Genomic DNA, 22,117 nt, shown 5'->3' on the forward strand with positions numbered 1-22,117 from the left:
GGCACGAGTCCAGGGATGAACTACCCGGCATCCGGCTGCGGTTGATGGCTATGACGTAGTCGAGGGCACCTGCGAGCGGCTCGCCCTGGCCTCCGGCAGGGCGTACCAGCCGATGGGCGAGCCGAGGTCACCGCGGTGGTGGTCCGCACCACGAGCCGCGATGACGGCCAATGCCACCGAAGACAGAACGGCTGTGGGCACTCCCCCGAATGTGAGACAGGGCCGAAGCCTTACAGACCCGTCAGGTGCGCGAAAGGTGCCGGGAGCCGAGTTCGGACGGTTCGGGAGTCAGGATTGCAAGCATGGCTGAGCAGGCATCCGCTTTCCGTACTTGATCGATTGGACGAAACCAGCCTCATTCTCCTCAGCTGCTGCTTACCCGGTTCGCGGCGTCACGCGACCCGGCGACGGCCACGAAATACCAAGTATTCGGTCGTCAGAATCGAGCGCCAGGAAAGGTTTCGCGGCTGTGAGGTAACGGCCCGCGAGCGTGAGCGCATACACCTTGCCGTGAAGGCCAAAGCTGTCGGCGAAGTCCCGGACCACGGAAAGGAATTGGTCCGGGTTCTCCACCTGCGGCATTCGGCCGGAACCCTCAAACAGCCGGAACTCGGCACCGGGTATCGCGCGTACGCTCGCCCGTACTCGACATCGACCACCTGCTCGCTCGCGCCCCACGCGACGAGCGTCGGCGAGCCGTCCTTGGCGAGGCGGTCGTTCAGGGTGGGATCGACCATGGCGTACACCCCGCATAGACCGACTGGCGGCATTCGGTGGCTGCCCTGCATCGATCCCCGTCGGGACAGGGTGAGGGCCGCGCCGGGCCTCCCGCTCGGTCGAGTCGCTACACCGCTGGTTGCAGCAAGTGGTGCGCCTCACCCAGGAGGTTGACATGACCGCTACCGCGCTGGTCTGACGACGCGCCCAGCATCGCGCTCCTAGCCTCGTGGCAGTTCGCCAGGGGCCGGCGCCGTCACTTCGTGGCCGACGCTCGCCCGAAACCACGTGCACAACGAACGGGAGTACCGATGAAGGCGAGTCTGAAGAGGGTTCTGGTGGCCGGTTCAGCCCTGGCAGGGCTGGGTGTGGCGGCGCTGGGCATGCCGGCCAGTGCCTCAGCGAACGGGGAGCTCCAAGTCACCGTCCACACCAACTACTCCGACAACATTCAGGTGTGGGGCACGAACCAGTACGGCAACGCAGTCCACACCGACTGGGTCGCGACACCGCACGCCTGGACCCGGGTCAACGGCTGGTGGTGGCGTGGCAGCGTGTCCATCCACAACGTGGGCCGCCACAACGGCCGTACGATCGACCAGTGGACGTCGTGCAACATCGTCCCGGGCGGTACTCCCCACTTCGCGGACTGCTGGGCCATCTGACCTCCGCAAGGGACAATGCCGTCAGACGGAGCGACGCTTGGGGCACCGCAGACCGTGCGGTGCCCGCTGCCGGCGTCGCTTCGGAGCCCCGGCGGCATTTCCTGCCCGTGCCCGCCAGAACCACTCCGGCGTCGCCGACCGTCGACGACTGCGCGCCAGGCTACCGCCGGGCCACGAGGCGGCCGCCCGGTCACCGGGTCAGGACGGTGGGCATCCGGCCATGAAGTGGCAGGGCGCCCTCGGCACCGGGCCACACCGTGACCCGGACCGGGGTGCCCAGGTCGGAGAGGGATAGGGCGAAGACGGCGTGGGTCGCCTTTTCAAAGGACCCGCACCCAGCTTCAGTTGCCACGGTTCGCACTCGGATGTGGCTGCGCGAGCCTCCGCGCGGCTGGCTGCCTTCGGTTGCTGCCGCCGTAGCGGCTTCACGTTCGGCTGCTCGTGCTGCTGTCACATTCTCCTCCCCCACCCCGTAGGACCAGCTCGATGCGCTACCCCTCGTCGCGGGCCGAGATGCCCGGGCGTGGGGCATCGTTGCGGCCGCCCTGCTCGCGGACAGCCATCACGCCCCGGTGGTCGTGGCGGAACCGCCAGCGATGACGCGTGCGTCATCCAGGACACGCATGTTGTTGTCGGCGACAGGGGAGAACAATGGCACTGTTCGGGCGAGGGAAGCGGCGCGGCGCGGTCCCCAGTGAGGGCTGTCCGGATCACACCCCGTGCAGCAGGCTGGCCGGGATCCCGGTGCAGGACCTCGACTCCCGACTCCGTCTGGTCGTCACCCCCGTTGCTGATCTCGGCTCGGACTCGATCACCGCGCAGCTCGGCGGGGGCCTGGCCGCGCTCCTGGTCGCGATGGGCGCACCCGGCACGGCCAGTGCCCATGCCGTCCCCGCGCACTTCACGCCCCGCTGGAACAGCACACCGCCCGACCTGCTCGCCCGCGCGTTGCGGACCATGGAGCGCGACCGCCTGGCAATCGAGACCATCGCGGGCGGCAGCGGCGGACCCGCCCTGTACGTCGTCACCGGCCAGGACGGCCTGCCGGGCGCGGCGCACGTCCTGCGCCTGGAGCAGGTGCTGGGACAGAAGCTGCCGCACGGCGCGCTCGTCGCGATGCCGAGCAACAACCGCTTCTACGCCGTGCCGATCCACAGCGGCGACGACCTGAGCCTGCTCGACCCCATGGTTTCCGCGGTCCGGGGCCTGGCCGAGCACGGGCCCGTGCTGAGCCAGGATGCGTTCTGGCTGCACAACGGCCAACTGGACCCGCTGAACGCCACCGTTGAGGACGGCGCGCTGCGCTTCTTTCCGTCAGACGCGTTCAAGCAGCTACTGCCGCAGCTGCGCCGCGACAGCACCCGCTGAGCCGACTGCAGGGACCGGACGAGCCTCTTGCGTTCTGCGGGACATGACCAGCCAGAGCACGCCAACGGCCCCAGCCGATACGGAACATGGGAGTTTCGCGGCTCCGAACACCCATGCTGCGCGCGGTGGATGATCTCGTCACGGCATACCGCCAGGGGGTTTACAGGTGCTGTCGGTCGGAGGACCGCGACGCTCACCCGTCACGGCGGGCGATCACTCGGTACGCGTTGGAGAAGCGGGTCCGCCGCACCAGCGGGTTGATCAGCTGGTCGAGGCCGTACACCGCGATCAGCACCGGGACGGCCGCCCACACCAACACGAACCGAACGGCCCTGGAGGCCCGGGCCGGGCGGCGGGGCCGCCAGGGTGCGTCGTCGCGCGGCAGCAGCCGGTCGAACAGGAACCAGGTGGCGCACGCCAGGTCGGCCGGGATATGGGCGTCGCGGCGCTCGGCCACCTCGACGGTGAAGCCGAGCTCGCGCAGCCGTCGGCACAGATTGCCCATCGGGACCATGTTCAGATGCTGGGGCTGGAACCAGGGCAGCCAGAGCCAGCCGAGCAGCCGTCCCGACAGCGACTCGGGGTCAGGGACCTCTATCAGGAGATGGCCGCCGGGCGCCAACGCCGTGTGCGCGGCGGCGAGTTCGCGGTGCGGGTCGAGGGTGTGCTCCAGGTAGTGGAACATGCTGACCGCGTCGTAACGGCCCGCCATCTCGTCGGCGAGGTCCACGAAGAGCCCCCGGTAGGCCTCCTGGATGCGGCCCTCCTTGGCGGCGTGCTCGACGCCCTCGCCCATGTCGAGCCCGTCGAACTCGGTGTCGGGCAGGACCTCCTTGGCTGTGGCGCAGAAGTGGCCCAGCGAGGTGCCGACGTCCAGCCACCGGCCGGGCAGGGCGACCCGCCGCAGGGCCCGGGCGCTGCGGCGGAACCGTTTCTTGCTGCCGTTGCCCTCGAACATCTTGGCGGTCGTCTCGGCGCCGAGCCCGTCGTAGAAGTCCCGGTAGTAGAAGTCCAGGCCCTCCTGGCTCAGCCTCGGGTTCTGGAAGATGTGGCCGCAGGCCCGGCACTGGTCGAGGACGAACTCGCCCGGCTTGCCCTGGATGAGGTCCGTGGTGCGGAACTTGCGGCGCAGCTCCGTGCCCTGGCACCACGGGCAGTCGGTGCGTACCGGCAGGAAGAAGCGGCTCGTGCCACGGGTCAGCTCGTCCTGGTACGAGGGGCGGAGCTGGGCGATCCGTTCACTGTCGGGCATGTGCGTCCCTCTCTGTGGGGGCTCTGTCGGGACTGTGCGGGGACGTCATCGGGGGTGTCCGGCGACGGGCGTGGCGGCGGCGAGTTTTTCCAGGTGCGCGGCGGCAGCCGACTCGCCGCCGGCGGCGCGGAAGGCGTCCCGGACGTGGCGGGCCGCGTCCCGGTAGCCGGGCTCGGTCACCACCGCGTCCAGGGCCGCGCCGATCTGCTCACGCCCCGCCCGCGCGAACTTCACCCTCAACCCGACCCCGGCGCCGACCACTTGGGCCGCCACGACCGGCTGGTCGTCGCGGATCGGGGCGACCACCAGGGGCACCCCGTGCCACAGCGCCTCGGTGACGGTGTTGTGCCCCGCGTGGCAGACGACCGCCGACATCCGCTCCAGGACGGCGACTTGCGGCAGGTCCGCCCTGACCAGCACATCGGGCCCGGGCGGCACCGCCCCGAGCAGCCCGCCGGGATCGCAGACCACCGCCCGCAGCTGTCCGGCGCGGGCGCGGACCGCCGCGACGCTCTCGGCGAGGAAGCGGCCGCCCGCGTCGCTGTTCGCGGTACCCAGCGTGACCAGGACGGTCGCCGTCCCCGGCGCCAGGTCCAGCCACTGCCAGGGGAAGTCCCCGCAGGCGGAGCGCCGGGCGGCCAGCGCAGGTCCGACGAAGCGCAGGTCCGTCTCCGGTGCGGTGTACGGGCCGGTCAGCTCGGGCGTGGTGAAGGCGAGGGTGAGCGCCGGTGAGAAGCGCGGGTCGTACGTGGCGGCCGGATCGCCGATGCGCTCGCGCAGCTCCCGGAGCAGCCCGGTGAGCCAGCTGCGCACGCCCGGCATGGCGGCCATGCTCTCGGTGAGCTCGGCCGATGTGGTCGACGAGGTCGCGAAGGGAACGCCGAGCCGCTCCGCCACCAGGGCGCCCGCCACGGTCTGCTGGTCGGCCACCACCACGTCCGGCCGGAAGGCGGTGATCGCCGCTGCCACCCCGGGGGCCATCGCCTCGGCGAGCGGGCCGAGGAACTCGGCCCACAGGAACTTGAGGGCCGCGAGCCCGCGCAGTCGGGGCGGCCGCCCCGCGAGGTGGTCGGGCCCGGCGCACACGTACACCCGGGGCCGCTCCCCCACCAGCCGCTCGATGATCCCGGGCCGTCCCGCCCATGCCACCTCGTGGCCGCGCGCGGCCAGCTCGGCGGCGACGGCGGCCGCCGGGTTGATGTGCCCGGTCAGCGGCGGCACGACGAACAGGAAGCGGCTCACCGGACCGGCCCCGGTCCACTGGGCTCGGGCGCGGCCCCGGCGTGCTCGGTGACCCAGTCCAGGGCGAGCCGTCCGACCGCGTCGGAGGCCTCGACCAGGACCGAGTGCTTCTGCCCGGGCACCACCGCGACCGAGCAGTGCGGCAGCAGCGACCGCAGCCGGGCGGATTCCGCGGCCACCAGGCCCTCCTGGCCGTTGATCAGCAGCACCGGGCAGCGGACCCCGCCGAGTTGTTCGTCGGTCAGCACCCGTCCGGTGGGCATGTCCTCGGCGATGGTGGTGGAGCGTACGAGCCGGGCGGCGGCCCGGCCGAGCCGGCGGATGTGCGCGTCGTGGCGGGCGTCGCCGGTCCGGGTCGAGGAGAGCGTCCCGTACTGCTCGGTGAACCACGCCAGCGCCTCGTCGTCCCCCATGTCCCCGGCGTGGCGCAGGGCGGAGGTCATCGTGTGGGACCAGGCCCGGCTGGCGGGCCCCGACTCGACCACGGTGACGGTGGCGACGCGTTCGGGCCGGTGGACGACGAAGTCGAGGGCGACCGTGCCGCCGAAGGAGTTGCCGACGAGGTGGACGGGGTGGGAGATGCCCAGTTCGTCGAGCAGCGCGTCGAGATCGGCGGTGAAGTCCTCCAGGGCGTAACCGCTGGGCGGGCGTTCGCTGCGGCCGTGTCCCCGCAGGTCGTACATGACGGCGTCGAACCCGGCCTCCGCGAACCGGGGGCCGAGGGTGAAGTAGTAGCTGGCGAGGCTGTCGATGAAGGCGCCGTGGACGAACACCACCGTCGCGCACGGTTGTCGGTGGGTCGGGCGCAGCCGCTGGACGTGCAGGCCGAGACCGTTCGCGCGAATCATGACCATGGGGCTGCTCCCGCTTCCGGGGCCGCGCCGAGGCGGTGCAGCACATGGTCGACGAGCCGTCCGACGGACAGCTCGATGACCTCGTCGATCTCCAGAGAGGCCACGAACTCGGCGAAGTTGACCTGGTCGCCGTACCGCTCCTGGAGGTGTCCGGACAGCATGACGAGGTCGATGCTCTCCAGCTCCAGGTCGTCGCCGAACAGGGTCTCGGGGCGGATGTCAGCGGGGTCGGGGGCATAGTCCCCGAGCACCTCCACGATCAGCCCGGCGATCTCGGCCAGGACCTTTTCCGCGTCCGGCGGCGCAAGGGGGGCGGGGCCGGGGGGCCGTTCGCTGGTGGTCACTGAGTGCTCTCCTTGAGGGTCGTCGCAGACGTGGTCCAGGCCACGACATGGGTGGGGTCGACGAGGGTGCAATGAACGTGGTGGCGGCGGCCGTCGACGGTGACGGTGAGGGAGTCGGGGGCCGCCCCGGTCACTTCGAAGGCGTGCGGCCGCCCGCCGAACCCGGTGCCCTCCGCCTTGGCGGCGGCTTCCTTGGCCGCCCAGAACCGGGTGAACCACAGGGCCTCGGACTCGCCGGAGCCGACGGTGACGAGCCTGTCGAGAAGGGCGAGTTCGCGGGAGCCGAGGGCGACGCGGCGGGTCTCGGGGGTGCGGTCCGCGATTTCTTCGATGTCGATGCCGACGCCGTGCGCGTACGGGCTGTGCCCCGGCGGGCGTACTAGTGCGACCGCGAGGTCGCCCCGGTGGGCGAGGGACAGGTCCAGCGTCGGGAGCCTGCGCCCGTGCACCCCCACCGCACGCGGCCGCCCCGACTTCTCGTTCACGATCTCGATCTCGGCCGGGAACACCGCGCCTTCGCCTCGCTCCCACAGCCACCGCCGGACCGCGTCCTTGGCGGCGATCCGGCCTAGCAGCCACTGCCGCCGGCCGCGCGGCGGCCGCGCCTCGTACGCCTCCCGCTCGGCCCGGCCCAGTTGCATGCGCATCAACAGGTCGCGGGAGGCCAGGTCCGGCCATGCGTCCCGCAGCAAGCACCAGCCGCCGGGCTGTGCCTCGGCGAGGGCTCGGTGTTCCGGGTAGCCGCCGGACCTGCGCGCGTCGAGCCCGGAGAACCGGCGGTCGCGCCAGCCGGAGAGCTCCGCCCACACCGTCCCGTCGGGCAGGGTGAGCCGGGCGTCCGCGAGGAGGGTGTCCTCGGTGAGCGAGGTGATGACGGCATGGCAGTCGACGCGGGTGCCGGTGGGCGGGGGCGGCCCGTGGAAGCGGGCCCGCTCCAGGGCGACCGGGAAGATCACGGTCCGGGTGGGGTGGGTCGACATCAGCCAGTAGCCGAGGAGTTGGCCCACGTTGTCGAGGAGCGCGCCCGGCGCGGACGGCGTGGTGATCGTGCCTCGGACGTGGCCGGGCCCGATTCCGCGCAGCGCGGTGACGCCCCGGAACGCGGGCCCATGGAACATCCACCGGTCCTCGTACAGCTGGGCCGCCGCGATGTCGGCCGGACGCTCCTCGGCCGCGTCCAGCGGTGGCGCGGGCGGCGGGGCCGGGTAGGCGGGAGCGAGGTGGACGGTCGCGCGGGCGTACGGCCCGAACGTGACCGCCCACCGGCCGGGCCCCTGGGGCCGGGCGGTGATGGTCACGTCCACGGCCGGGATGGCGTTGACCCACTTCTCCAGCCGTACGTCGTGCACGGCGACCGCCCGCTGCCCGGGCGCGGCACGCTCGGCGGCGGCCATCAGGTGGTGCAGGACGGTGGTGGCGGGGACGACCGGGTGCCGGTCTGCGGGATCGGGCCAGCCGGGCCGCTGCGGGAAGAAGCAGTGGTCGAGGAGGTAGGGCATGGCGGTGGTGGAGACGCGGAGTCGGGTGCGGTGCTCGGCGGGTGGGGCGGCGCTGTCGGGTGCGGCCGGTGCGGCGGACAGCGTCGCCCTGGGCGGGGCCGTCGCCGCCTGCTCAGTCCCCGCCCCCTCCAGGACGGCCGTGACACTGTCCACCGTCTCCCGCATCAGCGCGTCGAGCTCTGCGGCGACGGGGTGGCGCCGGATGAGGGAGTCCCTCAACAGGCCTGCGGAGCTGGGGAGTTGAGCCTCCGAGTCCGCACGGGGGCGCAGTTCGGCGCGTAACTCGTCCAGGCGGTGGGGGTCGAGAGGGACCAGCGCGGCCGTGAGGTCGAGGGGCATCGGGGCGGAGGCGGAGCGCGGCTCGTCCGGCCGGGCAGGCGCGAGCGCGTACCCCTCCGCCCACAGCCCGGTCTCCACCCGCAGCAGCTGCGCGAGTCCGTCGCGCTGGGGCGAGTTGGCGGTGAGCGTGAGGTGGTCGCGGTCCTTGAGGGTGTCGTCGAGCAGCGAGGTCAGTCGGCCCGTGCCCACCTGGACGAAGGCGCGGAAGCCCGCCGCGTACATGGCGTCGACGAGTGGCCGGAACCGTACCGGTTCCAGGAGGTGGCGGACGAACAGGGCGCGGACCTCGTCCGGGTCGGCCGGGAACGGGGCAGCCGTGGTGCCGGACCAGACCGGGACGCGCTGCGGAAGGATCTCCGCCGCGTCCACGCCCCGCTTCATGGGGCCCAGGTACGGGGCGAGCATCGGTGTGTGGAAGCCGGAGCGGAACGGGAGAAGCCGGCAGATCACGTGCTCGGCCCGGAGCTTCGCCGCGAACTCCGCGACCGGCTGTTCCGGGCCGCACACCATCGACTGGCTGGGCGAGTTGTCGTGCGAGAGGACGAGATCCGGCCAGTCGGTGAGCGCCTCGCTCACCCGGGCCGCCGGGGCGCCGATCGCCGCGAACGTCAGCCCCGGCACCCGCAGCGAGTCGGGGTCGAAGGAGGCGAAGAAGTCGTCCGCCTTGTCGGCCGCGAACATGCCGCCCGCGATCATCGCCGTCCATTCCCCGACGCTGTGCCCGGCGACCCCGTCGGGCCGGACGCCGAGCGCGCGCAGGGCTTCGTCGAGGACCCGGCCGACGTGGAGCACACCGAGCCCGTGCCGGGCGACGTCGGTGGCCTCGGTGTACGCACGGCCCGGCAGGCGCAGCCCGTAGTGCTCGGCCACCTCGTCCACCCGGGGGGCGAACTCGGCCTCCAGACCGGGGAAGACGAACGCCACCTTGCCCCCGCCCGCCGCCCCGAGCAGCGGGCGCGGAGCGAACCACACGTCGCTGCGACCGCGCCACGGACGGCCCTGGGCCACCGCCCGGCGGGCGAGCGCCAGCCGCTTGGCGGTCGGATCGACGATGCCGAGCCGGGCCGCGAGGGTATCCGGAGTGCCCTGCGCGTACGAGGCGTCGCCCCGCTCCCGCACCGTCGTGTCGTCCACGTCCAGGAGCCGCGCCAGGCCCTCGGCCGTGTCGGCGCTCAGGCGCAGCACCCGCTCCGGTTCGCGCACGGCCGCCCGGCGCGGAGCGGCCACGGCGCCCGGCGCCTGCTCCAGGACCACATGGGCATTGATCCCGCCGAACCCGAACGCGTTGACGGCGGCCCGGCGCAGCGGTTCGTCCCACGGGCGGGCGAGGGCCGCCGGGCGGAACCGGGTGCGGGCTAGGGCGGGGTGCGGCTCGTCGCAGTGCAGGGTCGGCAGCAGGGTCGCGTGGTGCACGGCGAGGGCCGCCTTGACCAGTCCGGCGACACCCGCGGCGGGCATGCAGTGGCCGATCATCGATTTCACCGAGCCGATGACGGCCGTAGCCGCGCCGTCCGTGTCCGGCCCGAACACCTCGGCCAGCGTGGCCAGTTCAGCCGCATCACCGGCCGGAGTGCCGGTGCCGTGCGCCTCCAGGAGGCCGAGGGAGCCGGGGGCGCGCGGGTCGAGGCCCGCTGCCCGCCAGGCCTGCCGGACCGCGCGGGTCTGACCGCCCGGGTCGGGGTTCAACAGAGCGGCGGCGCGGCCGTCGCCCGCGACGCCGGTGCCACGGATCACGGCGTAGACACGGTCGCCGTCGCGCTCGGCGTCCGCGAGTCGCTTGAGGACGACGACACCCGTCCCCTCTCCGATGAGGATGCCGTCGGCCGCCGCGTGGAAGGGGCGGCTGCGCTGACTCGGCGAGAGGGCGCGCAGTTGAGCGAAGACGCTCCACAGGGTGATGTCGTGGCAGTGGTGCACCCCGCCCGCGAGCATCGTGTCGCAGCGGCCCGCGGCCAGTTCGCCCACCGCCTGGTCGACCGCGATCAGCGAGGACGCGCAGGCCGCGTCCACGGTGTACGCCGGGCCCCGCAGGTCGAGCCGGTTGGCGATGCGGGACGCCGCCAGATTGGGGACGAGTCCGATGGCCGACTCCGGGTGCTCGGGTCCCAGCCTCTCGGTGAAGGCGGCCCGGACCCGGTCGAGCTGGTCCGGGGCGAGGTGGGGCATGAGCTCGCCCAGGGTGCGCGTCAGCTGGTGGGCGGTGCGCACCCGTTGGTCGAGGCGGACGAGGCCCGGGTTGAGGTAGCCGCCCCGGCCCAGGACCACCCCGACCCGGCCGCGCTCGGGCAGCCGCTCCTCGCCGCCCGCGTCCGCGATCGCCCGTGCTGCGACCGACAGCGCGATGAGCTGGTCGGGCTCGGTGCCCGCGACCGAGCTGGGCATGATGCCGAAGCGTGCGGCGTCGATCTCGGCGAGGCCGTCGACGAAGCCGCCGCGCCGGCAGTAGATCCGGTCGGCCGCGCCGCCCGGGTCGCCGGGCCGGTAGTAGGCCGGGTCCCAGCGCCCCTCGGGCACCTCCCGTACGGCGTCCACACCGTCGACGAGGTTGTGCCAGTAGGCGTCCAGATCCTTGGCACCGGGCAGCAGGACGGCCATGCCGACGATGGCGACAGGGATTTGACGCCCCATCAGGTCGGCTGTGGCCAGCGCCTCGTCGGCCATGTCACCACCCCGATGCCGTGTAGACGACGGACGTGGCCGACTCGTCGCCCCAGGCCAGCTCCCGGAGCAGGGCCAGCGCACCCTCCTCGCGGTCGATGAGGGCCACTCCGCGCCGGGCGTACTCACGGGCGAGGTGCGGGGTGACCATGCCGCCGTGCGCTCCGGACGGCGCCCATGGCCCCCAGTGCACGGTCAGCGCCCGCCGCCCGGTGCGCCGAGCCCACCGCCCGCCGACGCGCGCGAGAGCGTCGTTGGCTGCGGCGTAGTCGCTCTGGCCCCGGTTGCCGAGTACGGCGGAGATGCTGCCGAACAACACGGCCGTCCGGGGGCCGTGGGGCAGCTGGGCCGCGGCGTCGAGCAGCGCGCGGGCGCCGTCCACCTTCGTCGCGTACACCCGCCGGAACGACTCGGGGTCCTTCTCCTCCATGAGCCGGTCCTCGATCACGCCCGCCGCGTACACCACCACATCGATGCGCCCGTGCTCCGCCTGGATTTCCTTGACGGCCTGGGCCCCGGCCGCGCCGTCGCACATGTCGGCGACGCGGTACGCTGCCGGGCTGCCGAGCCTCCTCAACCGGTCGAGGGTGTGGGCGACTTCACGGCCCGCGAGGACGTTCCTGACCTCGCGCTCGATCGCGGCGGGGGTCCGCTCGCCCCGGGCCGCGAACAGCGCCCGCAGCTCGGTCGCGCCGGCGGCACCCGCGAGCTCCGGAGCCTCGGGCCCGGCCGGCAGCGGAGTCCGGCCGAGGAGCTCGATCCGGCAGCGGGAGGCCGCTGCGAGCGCCTCGGCGAAGTCCGCGGCGATCCCGCGTGCGCCTCCGACGAGCACAACCACGGAGTCCCGGTCGAGCCCGAGCGCCGCCGCTTCGGCGGCCCCGTCCCCGGCAGGCCCCGCGCCGGTCGGCGCCAGGCCGCGCTCCACGAGCGCGTACCCGTACCGCCCGGCCTCGGTCCGCAAGACGACGGGGGCCCGGTCCTCGGCGTACAGCTCGGCCAGCAGGAAGTCGGCCCGCCGGGCGGCGGTGGCCTCCGGGTCGAGGTCGACGACGCGGGCGGCGATGTCGCCGTACTCCCGCGCGATGGTCCGGAACATCCCGTGCAGCCCCGCCCCCGCGTCCTCTCCGGCACCGGGCGCGGTCCTGCCGCAGATCAGCCAGCGGGGTGCGAGGCGCAGGGCGGCCCGGAAGACCTCGAACGCCCCGGGGAGCAGCGCCGCGCCTCCGTCGGACGGGGCGGCGGGGACCACGGCCCCCAGATGGAAGACCCCGTCGAGCGGGCCGTCGGCCGGGTCGAGCCGCCGGTCGGTGTCGTACGCGACGACCTCCGCGCCCCTGTCCACCAGCCGGGCCGCGAGCTCCTCGGCGGTCGCGCCGCCGCCGAGCAGGGCGAAGCGCCGGCCGTGGAGGTCGGGGTCCGGCGGGATCGCCGGCAGTCCGAAGGGCGTCTGCTCCAGGAGGCAGCGGCGCGGGGCCACGCCCTGAACGGCCTCGGGCTGGGGCGTGGCCGGGGTGGCCGACACGGGCACGTCAGGGGCCGCTTCCGGCTCGGCCGGACTCTCGTGCCCCGTGATCCACGCCGTGATCGCGGCGACCGTCCGGGCCCGGGACAGCTCCTCCATCTCCGCGTCGTCGAAGGTGCGGGTCCCCGCGAGGTGACGGGCCAGCTCGCCGACGATCTCGGTGCGTTTGATGGAGTCGATGCTCAGGTCCGCTTCGAGGTCCAGGTCGGGTTCGATCATGTCGGCCGGATAGCCGGTCCGTTCGCTGATGACGGTGAGCACGGCCTGCTCGATGTCGACTACGGCCGGACGCGGGGCCTGTACGACCGGGGCCTCCTCGGCCACGGCCACCCGCGGAACGGCTTCCGTACGAGGAGGGAGATGAGGCACCTGCGGCGGGGAGGCGGCACCGCCCGCGGCCCCCAAGTGCGCGAGCAGGACGTCCCGTTGGGCGGCGACCAGCTCGCGTGTCGTGCGCAGGAAGTCCGCGATGAGTTCGCGCTCGTCGTGCTGGGAGTCGCTGTCGCGCGTCACTGTGCTCGTCTCCAGACTGACCCGTCGGGCCGGTTTCAGGGCTCCGGGCAGCAGGTCGCCGGAGCGGGTGCGGACGAGTTGGCCGTCCACGGTCCAGCCGGGCGGCTCCGGTCGCGCCGTCACCGCGCCCCGGCCCTGGAGGAGCCGTCCGGCGCTTACCGGCACGCCCGCGACCGCGAGCTGCGCCAGACACTCCAGAAGGCCGCGCAGCCCGGCGCCGGGGCGCGGCTCGCAGGCGACCGCCCGGTGCGGGCGGTCGCCCAGGATCTGGCCGACGAGGCCGGTCAGGACCGTGCCCGGGCCCGCCTCGACGAAGATCCGCGCCCCGGCCGCGTACATCGCCTCGACCTGTTCGGCGAAGCGCACCGGGGACCCGATCTGCGCTGCCAGTTCGGCTCGAACGCCATCGGGCCGGGCCGGATAGACGGCTGCCGTCCGGTTGGCCCAGACCGGAAAGTCGGGCGCCCTGACCGTGTGCCGGGCCAGGACCGGGGCGAACCGCGCGCCCGCGCCCGCGACCAGCGGACTGTGGAAGGCGCAGGCGACCGGGATGCGCCGCACGCTGTGTCCCGCGTCCCGGAGATGCTCCAGCGCCTCGTCCACCAGCGCGGTGGGGCCGGAGACGATGGTCTGCCGGGGGCCGTTGCGGTTGGCGGCCACGACCCGGCCGTGCAGCCCGGCCCCGGCGAGGGTGCGCTCCACGTCGGCGGGGCCGGCCGTGACCGCCGCCATCGCGCCGGGGTCGTCGCCGAGCGAATCCAGGATCGACTCGGCCCGGTGGGCGCTCAGGTCGAGCAGCGCGTCCGGGGTCAGGGCTCCGGCGGCTGCCAGGGCCACCAGCTCCCCGTAGGAGTGGCCGCCCGCCATGTCGGGGTGTACGCCTGCCCACTCCAGTATGTGAAAGTTCGTCAGGCCCACGATTCCGAGGGCCGGTTGCGCCATGCGCGTGTCTTTCAACGCCTGCTGCTGGCGGTCGGCGGCACCGGGGCCGAAGGCTTGCGGCGGATAGAGCGCGGATGCGTACGCCCCGCCCTGCCGCACCAGCTGGGCGGCCTCGGGGAACGCGACGAGGAGCTCGGCGAGCATGCCGGGGCGCTGGCTGCCCTGACCGGGGAAGAGAAAGGCCACCTTGGGGTCGGCGCCGAGGCCGCCGACATCGGACCTGTCCGTATCGAGCCCGTCCGCCCCGGGGCCGCCGGAGAGCCCGCCCGACTCGCTCCCGTCCGTCCCCGGCTCATCTGCTCGGAGCCCGCCGGAAAACCTGTCCGGCTCGCCCCCGTCCGTTCCGGGCCCGTCCGCCGCATACACCCCCCGTCCCCGCTCCCCGTCCGCCGCCTTCCGCAGCAGCCCCCGCAGTTCACCCACGCTCTCCGCGACGACCGCGATCCGTACCGGGCCCGGCCGGGTCGCGGCGCGCCGGGCCGCCACCAGCGCCGCGTCCCGCAGCCGCAGGCCCGCGCCCGGACCGTCCAGCTCGCCGAGGAGCCGCTCCGCCTCCCGTCCGGCCGCCGCGGTATCCGTGCCCCGGAACAGGAACAGCTCGGCCGGCCACGCCTCGTACCCCTGGGCCGGGGGCCCGCCCGCGTCGTGGGCGGTGAGCACCGCGTGGAAGTTGGTGCCGCCGAAGCCGAACGCGCTGACCCCGGCGATCCGTTCGGCCGCCGGGGCCGCCCACGGCCGGGCCTCGCTGTGGAAGGCGAAGGGACTGGTGGCGGGGTCCCAGGCGGCGTTCGGCTCCTGGAGGTGGAGGGTGGGCGGAGTGATCCCGGTGTGCAGAGCCATCGCCGCCTTGATCAAGCCCGCCAGGCCCGCCGCGCACTTGGTGTGGCCCAGCTGGGACTTGACCGAGCCGAGCGCGCAGCCGCCCGGCACCGCGCCCGACTCGGTGAACACGGCCGTCAGCGTGGCCAGTTCGGTGCGGTCGCCGACCACGGTCCCGGTGCCGTGCGCCTCGACCAGGCCGACCCGGGCGGGCGAGACCCCGGCCGCCCGGTAGGCCCGTTCCAGCGCCGCTCGCTGGCCCTCGGGCCGGGGCGCGGTGAGCCCGAGGGAACGGCCGTCGCTCGCGCTGCCGATGCCCTTGACCACGGCGTACACGCGGTCGCCGTCCCGCTCGGCGTCGGCCAGGCGCTTCAGCGCCACGCAGGCCACCCCCTCACCGAGCACGGTGCCGTCGGCACGGGCGTCGAACGTACGGGAGCGGCCGGTCGGCGAGAGCGCGCGCACCGACGAGAACAGCAGGTAGTCGTTGACCCCGTTGTGCAGATCGGCGCCGCCGCAGAGCACCAGTTCGCTGGCGCCGGAGGCGAGTTCCTTGCAGGCCACGTCCAGCGCGGCGAGGGAGGAGGCGCAGGCCGCGTCGACGGTGTAGTTGGCGCCGCCGAGGTCGAGACGGTTGGCGATCCGGCCCGCGATGACGTTGGCGAGCATGCCGGGGAAGGAGTCCTCGGTGAGCTTGGGCAACTGCTCCTCGACGGCGGGCGGTATCTCCCCCAGGTAGGCGGGCAGGACCGTGCGCAAGGTGGTCGCGCCGGAAAGGTCGCTGCCGGACTCCGCCCCGAAGACCACGGACGTACGGGAGCGATCGAAGGGCCGGTCGCCGTACCCGGCGTCCTCCAGCGCCCGCCGGGCCGCTTCGAGGGCGAGCAGTTGTACGGGTTCGATGCTGCCCAGCGAGGCGGGCGGGATGCCGTAGGCGAAGGGGTCGAAGGGGATCGGCGGCAGAAAGCCTCCCCACCGCGACGCGGTCGTACCGGACCGCTCGCCCGTGGCGTCGTGGTAGATCTCCGGGTCCCAGCGGTCGGCGGGGACTTCGGTGACCGCGTCGACACCGCCGACGACATTCGCCCAGTAGGTCGCCAGATCGGAGGCCTGGGGAAACATGCAGGCCATGCCCACGACAGCGATGTCCAGCGGCTGCGGGGCAGGCCCTTCGACGGCGTCCTCGGCAGCTCCCAGCGCCTGGGCCAGTTCAGCCGCTCGCCGCTCGGCGAAGGCGGCGGCGCCCCGGCTCACGGAGTCGTGCAGCGCGCCGACGGTCGTGGCGGCCGAACGCAGCACGGCCACCTCCCCGGCCATGAACATGCCTGCGTCGAGCTGGCGTTGCTCGGATACGGGCCGCAGCTCGCCGCCCTCGCGCTCCACCCCCTTGCTGGCGATCCGCAGCCGCCCGAGATTCAGCCGCTCCAGTTCCTCCCAGGCCTGGCGGTCGGGAGTGCCGTCGGCGCGCAGACGCACGCGGGCGGCGGCATAGTCGGCGGTGTACGGGCTGGCGACGCAGCGAGTGGCGTGGCCCGGGGCGCTCTCCAGGAGCGCGGTGGCCCTGGCGGCGATCACCTGGCGCTGGAAGACCGGCTGGATCGCTCCGCACTCGACCGCCTCGGCCGTGAAGAGGTAGGCGGTGCCCATCAAGATGCCGACCGCGACCCCGCGTGCGGCGAGCGGGGCAGTGAGCGCGGCGACCATGGCCGAGGAGCGTTCGTCGTGGATGCCGCCCGCGAACAGCACCTGGAAGTCGCCCGCGGTGGCGGGCGCGCGAGCCACGTACTCCTCGACGACCGCCAACTGCGCCTCCCAGAGCGGAAAGCTGTTGCGCGGTCCGACGTGTCCGCCGCATTCGGCTCCTTCGAAGACAAATCTGCGCATGCCCATGTCAATAAACTGCTTGAGCAACGCGGCCGACGGCACGTGCAGAAACGTCTTGATGCCGGACGCCTCCAAGTCGGCCGCCTGGGAGGGGCGGCCTCCGGCGATGATCGCGTGCGTGGGGCGGACCGCTCGTACGGCCGCCAGTTGTTCGGCCCTGATCCCGCCGTCCGTGAAGCCGAGGATGCCCACGCCCCAGGGCCGCTCGCCCAGTTCCCGGCGGGTCCGCTCAAGTAGGGCACGGCTCTGCTCGCCGTCGGACAGCGCGAGTGACACCATCGGCAGCGCTCCTTCGCGCGCCACGGCCGCCGCGAAGCCCGCCCGGTCACTGACCCGGGTCATCGGGCCCTGCACGAGGGGCAGGCGAGTGCCGAGGGCGTCCGCCATCGCGGAGCCCGCCGCCAGGGTCCGCAAGCCGTCCGGGTCGTCCAGGGCGGCCAGAATGGCCTCGCGCACCCCGCGCACGGCACTGGCCACGGTGCCCCACCGCTCGGCGAACCGGGCGGCGAGGAACCCGTCCTGGCCGACGGGGAGTTCGAGACCCGACCGGGCATTCCGCACTGCCCGGACGCCATCGACGACACTCGTCTCGGACCCGTCCATCGTGCGCAGCGCAGCCGCCGCCTCGTCCGCGATGCCGGACTCCACGAGCAGGGCGAGCTGGATGTCGAGGACGACCCCGGCCGCGCCGCCGACCACGGCCGCCGCCGCCGTACGCGGGCCGATGCCCCCGCAGGCCCACACGGGCAGGTCGTACGCCGGGTCGGCGAGCAGCGCCTGGAGCAGAACGAACGTGCCCAGATCGCCACCGCGACCGCCGCACTCGCTGCCGCGCGCCACGAGCCCGTACGCGCCGTCCGCCGCGGCCCGGCGCGCCTCCTCCCGGTCACCCACCTCCACCAACACCCGGCATTCATCGGCCAGTTGGCGGACCTTCCACTCGGCGTCGGCGGCGAGCAGCACCACGGACGGGAGGGAGCCGCCGCACTCCTCGGCGACATCCTCGGGTGTCAGTGCGCAGGACGGCCCGACACGGACGGCGAACGCGCCCGCCGTCCAGCGCCGTACGCGCGCGAGCGCCTCTCTGGCACGGCGGTCGCCCGCCCCGAGATCCAGTACACCGAGTCCGCCGGCCCGGCGTACCGCGGCGACCGGACGCGGGTCGGGCAGGCCCAACGGGCTCAATCCGATGACAAGTTCAGGGTTCGGCGCTACGGGCGTCATGAACACTCCGAATCAGACCGGTGAAGCTGCGAGGGGGGTGACGGCAGCGGTGAACCCCGGACGGCCGGGGGCGGACCGTCCGGCCGGGCCGGGCCGCGGGTGGAGCTCGTACCACTGCCGGGACGTGCGCTGATGCGGGGAGGTGCGCTGCCGATACAGGGACGTGCACTGAAGCGGGGACGTGTGCTGATGCCGGAGCTCATACCACTGCCAGGACGTGCGGGGGCCGACCTTACCGACCGCGAGGTGCGGCTGCCAGTGCGCCTTGCGCCCCGGCAGCCGCACGGTCCCCCGCCGTACCGGTTTCCCCATGGGCTCCCCCCTTCCCTGACGTTCCGTCATATCTGACTCTCCGTCATATTGCAATCGCTCCCGAGCCGTCGGAGGAGGCGCCGGCTCACGCCGCGAGAGCGGGCTCGGTCTTGGAACTTGAGTTCCAGGTCGACGACCTGCTCCATTCGAGGGTGGCGATCCGGGCCCGGAGCTGTTCGGTGTCGCCGGGACCGCCGATGCCGGACTCGCGCCGGACCTGCTCACCCAGCGCCTCGCCGGGCGCCGGCGCCCGGTGCGCGCTTCCTCCACCCACCCCGCGCCTCAACCCATCGGCCTTCAGCCGACGCCGTCCACGGCTGGGCCAACTCCTCGACCAAACGCGTCAGATGTGCCGTCGAGACGCCCGTGAACAATGGATGCGCCAGTAGCCGCCCGATCAACCGTGCCCGTCACCAAGAGCGCATGCCCACCGGCAATCACTCACCAACTCGTAAGGGCTCGCAGAGAATCAACGTGCGGGTTTGATCTTTGCCTGGACGCTGTCGGCGGCGAGGAAGGCCATGACGTCCGAGGGAGTGCGGAAGCGGGCCGTTGAAGCGGGGATGTGGTGGCCGTGCCGCTGGAGGAGCGGGCCGGCTTCGCGGACCGCGTGGGTGATGGTGGTTCTGCCCACCTTGAACAGCTGGCCGAGAAGCTCTTGGGTTCCGATCTTCCGCAGGTAGAGGACCGTGGCCAGGATTCGTTCGGCTGGCGGGAGGCTGTCCTTGCGGCCGGCTCCCCGGGCACGGAGGCGGGCACCACCGCGGTGTTTGTGTCGGGAGTGTTCGCGCTGTTCATCCAGCGCGGGGGTCAGCTCGCGGACCAGGCTTTCGAGCTGCGTGACCGTCAGGCCCGTCAGCTCGGGGGCCTGGAGGCAGACGGCGTCGAGGCGGCTCACCGGCTGGACCAGGACGGTGTGTGCCTGGCCGCGGCTCGTGCGCGTGCTCCGGACGGCGTTGTCGGTGTGCAGGGTGTAGTTCCAGTCGCCATGGAAACGGTGCCGGCTCATCGCCAGGGCGTCGATCTCGGCGTCGGTGACCTTCAGCCCGGTGTCGTAGGTGCGGGTGTCGAGTTCGGCCTCGACTGTCAGCCCAGTGCGGGTAGTGGTTGCCGCGATGCTGTTCACGATGACTTCGTGGCTGGTCAGCGGCCTGCCACGCCAGTTCATGGAGATGTGGGAGAACAACCGGTGCTCCACTTTGTTCCACTTCGACGTCCCCGGCGGCAGGTGACAGACGGTAATGTCCAGGCCCATCTCAGCAGCCAGAGCAGCGAGTTCACTCTTCCAGGCGCGGGTGCGGTATCCGTTGGAGCCGCCCGCGTCGGCGGTGATCAGCAGCCGGGTGGCTTGCGGGTAGTCGGCCTGACCGCGGGCCTGCCACCAGCGGCGGATGGAGGCGACGGCGAACGCCGCAGTGTCGTGATCGGTGCCGACGCTGACCCAGCCGGTGTTCGCCGCAACGTCGTAGATCCCGTACGGGATTGCCTTGCCCGGCCCCTGTCGGTCCAGGAAGTCGTGCGTCTTGACCAGCACCGGCTCACCCGTCGGGCGCCACTGCCGTCCCGCGTTCTTGTAGTCGCCGACCAGCTCCTTCTTCTTCGTGTCCACGCTGATCACCGGATCCCCGGCACCGATGTGGCCCTTGGCCTGGTCGTTGATATAGCGGAACTGGGCGTCACGGTCCGGGTGCTGTGTGCCCTCGACGGTCTTCGCGTTGGCCTGCAAGCTGAAGCCCTCCTCCCGCAGCAGGTCCCCGACCGTGTCCGCGCTGACCCGGTGCCCCTGGCGGGTGAGTTCGCCGGCGAGCTTCCTGGTCGACTTGGTCGTCCAGCGCAGCGGCGACATCGGATCCCCTCGTATGTCCGGCTCAACCAGCGCCAGTAGGGCCGGCCGCAGCCCTGGGTCCACCTCGGCGGCCTTCTTGCGCCCGCCGCCCGGCCGACGCACCCGCCCCAGCGGCCCCTCGCCCGCGTCCAGCTCGTCCGCCCCCTTACGGACCGTCGCTTCACTCACCTCAGCCGCTCGCGCAACCGCACGGATGCCGCCATGCCCCAGAATCCGGGCTTCCGCCCCCATCAGCAGTCGCCGCTGGCGCTCGTCCAGGTGCGGGAACAACACCCCGAACTTCACGGCCAGTTGATCACACGCCTCTTCCGGGATGCTCATACCACAACAACGATCCTCAACGCGGGAAGCAACACGTTGATTCTCTGCGAGCCCTTAGGGCTCGCAGAGAATCAACATGCGGATTTGGTCGCTGGTGAGGGTCGGTTGCCGTATTTGTCGAGGTGGGCGGCTACGTCTGTCGGGGTGCGGAATCGGGCGGTTGACGGCGGGATCGTGTGGCCGTGCTCGGCCAGGACGGGCCGTACTTCCTGGACAGCCCGTGTGAGGGTGCTTCCGGTGACGCCGAAGAGCTGGGCGAGCAGGTCGTGGGTGCCAATCTTGCGGTGGCAGAGCACGGTCGCCAGGATCCGGTCGTCATCGGAGAGCTTGTCCTTGGCGCCCGCACCGCGAGCCCTTCGGCGCTCACCTCCACGGCGCTCGTGGCGAATCTGTTCCCGCCGTCGCGCCAGTTCCGGGATCAACTCATCTACCAGGGCGTCCAGTTGCGGAACGGTCATGCCGGTCAGCTCCGGGTTGCGGAGAGAGCCGGCGTCGACGCCGTTCAGAACCGCGGTCGGCCGAGCAGCCGTACGGACCTCAGTCTCCGGCTCTGGCTCATGTCGTGGGGCGGGAAGAGGCCGGGTGGGGTGGAGGGTGTAGTTCCAGTCGCCGTGGAAACGGTACCTGTCCATCGCGAGGGCGTCGATCTCGGCGTCGGTGACCTTCACGCCGGTGTCGTAGGTGCCCGTGTCGAGTTCGGCCCGGACTTTCAAACCGGCGCGGGTAGTGGTCGCGGCGATGCTGTTCACGATGACTTCGTGGCTGGTCAGCGGTCTGCCGCGCCAGTTCATGGAGATGTGGGAGAAGAGTCGGTGTTCCACCTTGTTCCACTTCGATGTGCCCGGCGGCATGTGGCAGACGGTGATGTCCAGGCCGGTCTCGGCGGCCAGGGCGGCGAGTTCGCTCTTCCAGGCGCGGGTGCGGTAACCGTTGGAGCCGCCCGCGTCAGCGGTGATCAGCAGTCGTGCGGCGTGCGGGTAGTCGTGTCGGCCGACTGCCTGCCACCAGCGGCGGATGGAGGCGACCGCGAACCCGGCGGTGTCGTGGTCGGTGCCGACGCTGACCCAGCCGGTGTTCGCGACGACGTCGTAGATGCCGTACGGGATGGCCTTGCCCGGCCCCTGTCGGTCCAAGAAGTCGTGCGTCTTGACCTGCACGGGCTCGTCGGCCGGCATCCACTCACGGCCGCCGTTCTTGTACTGGCCGACCAACTCCTTCTTCTTGGTGTCCACGCTGATCACCGCGTCCCCGGTGTCCCGGTGGGCGCGGGCTTGTTCGTTGATGTACCGGAACTGGGCGTCCCGGTCCGGGTGCTGTTTGCCCTCGATCGTCTTGGCGTTGGCCTGCAGGCTGAAGCCCTCCTCACGCAGCAGGTCGCCGACGGTGTCCGCCGAGACACGATGTCCCTGCCGGGTGAGTTCGTCGGCGAGTTTGCGCGTCGACTTCGTGGTCCAGCGCAGCGGTGACATCGGGTCTCCGCGCATGTCCGGCTCGACCAGCGCCAACAGAGTGGGTCGCAGGCCCGGGGCCACTTCGGCGGCCTTCTTGCGGCCGCCGCCGGGGCGGCGGACCCGGCCCAGCGGCTCCGCGCCCGCTTCCATTTCGTCGACGCCTTTGCGGACGGTTGTCTCGCTGACCTCAGCCGTCTGCGCTACGGCCCGGATCCCGCCGTGCCCCAGGATCCGGGCTTCCGCCCCCATCAGCAGCCGGCGCTGCCGCTCGTCCAGATGCGGGAATAACACCTCGAACCTCACCGCGAGTTGACCACGGATCTCATCAGGGATGCGCATACCACA

12 protein-coding genes are annotated in these 22,117 nt (G+C 72.6%); 2 read left to right on the forward strand and 10 right to left on the reverse strand.

Going from position 1 to position 22,117, the window contains the following annotated elements:
• Positions 1-48: 48 nt before the first annotated feature.
• Positions 49-201 (reverse strand): hypothetical protein, encoded by a 153-nt coding sequence (locus ACSHXC_RS00785; protein WP_438289634.1) that lies wholly within the window; start codon positions 199-201, stop codon positions 49-51.
• An 827-nt stretch (positions 202-1,028) separates the two neighbouring features.
• Here ACSHXC_RS00785 and ACSHXC_RS00790 point away from each other — a divergent pair.
• Together ACSHXC_RS00790 and ACSHXC_RS00795 are read left to right on the forward strand one after the other, a co-directional pair.
• On the forward strand, positions 1,029-1,382 hold the full coding sequence (locus ACSHXC_RS00790) for a hypothetical protein (RefSeq protein WP_438289635.1): 354 nt from the start codon (positions 1,029-1,031) through the stop codon (positions 1,380-1,382).
• A gap of 651 nt (positions 1,383-2,033) precedes the next feature.
• Complete coding sequence (locus tag ACSHXC_RS00795) at positions 2,034-2,750, forward strand: hypothetical protein (RefSeq protein WP_438289636.1); 717 nt, start codon at positions 2,034-2,036, stop codon at positions 2,748-2,750.
• 193 nt (positions 2,751-2,943) lie between these two features.
• On the opposite strand, the gene ACSHXC_RS00800 is transcribed toward ACSHXC_RS00795, so the two are convergent.
• From ACSHXC_RS00800 to ACSHXC_RS00840, 9 genes are all read right to left on the reverse strand, one after another.
• Positions 2,944-4,002 (reverse strand): class I SAM-dependent methyltransferase, encoded by a 1,059-nt coding sequence (locus tag ACSHXC_RS00800; protein WP_438289637.1) that lies wholly within the window; start codon positions 4,000-4,002, stop codon positions 2,944-2,946.
• A gap of 45 nt (positions 4,003-4,047) precedes the next feature.
• Complete coding sequence (locus ACSHXC_RS00805; protein WP_438289638.1) at positions 4,048-5,244, reverse strand: glycosyltransferase; 1,197 nt, start codon at positions 5,242-5,244, stop codon at positions 4,048-4,050.
• The gene (locus ACSHXC_RS00810) at positions 5,241-6,098 is read right to left on the reverse strand and encodes an alpha/beta fold hydrolase (protein ID WP_438289639.1); all 858 of its coding nucleotides are present in this window, start codon (positions 6,096-6,098) and stop codon (positions 5,241-5,243) included. The genes ACSHXC_RS00805 and ACSHXC_RS00810 overlap by 4 nt, the downstream gene beginning before the upstream one ends.
• A complete protein-coding gene (locus ACSHXC_RS00815) occupies positions 6,089-6,442 on the reverse strand; it encodes a phosphopantetheine-binding protein (protein WP_438289640.1) in 354 nt (117 codons plus the stop codon). Before ACSHXC_RS00815 ends, ACSHXC_RS00810 begins: the two co-directional genes overlap by 10 nt.
• Entirely contained in the window at positions 6,439-10,941 is a 4,503-nt protein-coding gene (locus ACSHXC_RS00820) for a type I polyketide synthase (RefSeq protein ID WP_438289641.1), read from the reverse strand. Before ACSHXC_RS00820 ends, ACSHXC_RS00815 begins: the two co-directional genes overlap by 4 nt.
• Before the next feature lies 1 nt (position 10,942).
• Entirely contained in the window at positions 10,943-17,842 is a 6,900-nt protein-coding gene (locus ACSHXC_RS00825; RefSeq protein WP_438289642.1) for an SDR family oxidoreductase, read from the reverse strand.
• 397 nt (positions 17,843-18,239) lie between these two features.
• Positions 18,240-18,428 (reverse strand): hypothetical protein, encoded by a 189-nt coding sequence (locus tag ACSHXC_RS00830; protein WP_438289643.1) that lies wholly within the window; start codon positions 18,426-18,428, stop codon positions 18,240-18,242.
• Positions 18,429-18,623: 195 nt separating this feature from the next.
• Positions 18,624-20,321: an ISAzo13 family transposase gene (locus ACSHXC_RS00835; RefSeq protein ID WP_438289644.1), complete on the reverse strand. Its 1,698-nt coding sequence runs from the start codon at positions 20,319-20,321 to the stop codon at positions 18,624-18,626.
• Between the two features lie 71 nt (positions 20,322-20,392).
• Positions 20,393-22,111, reverse strand: a complete 1,719-nt coding sequence (locus ACSHXC_RS00840) for an ISAzo13 family transposase (RefSeq protein ID WP_438289645.1) — start codon at positions 22,109-22,111, stop codon at positions 20,393-20,395.
• Between the last annotated feature and the right edge of the window lie 6 nt (positions 22,112-22,117).

The sequence above is a fragment of the Streptomyces sp. HUAS TT7 genome (assembly GCF_051550175.1).
In the GTDB taxonomy this organism is placed as follows: Bacteria; Actinomycetota; Actinomycetes; order Streptomycetales; family Streptomycetaceae; genus Streptomyces.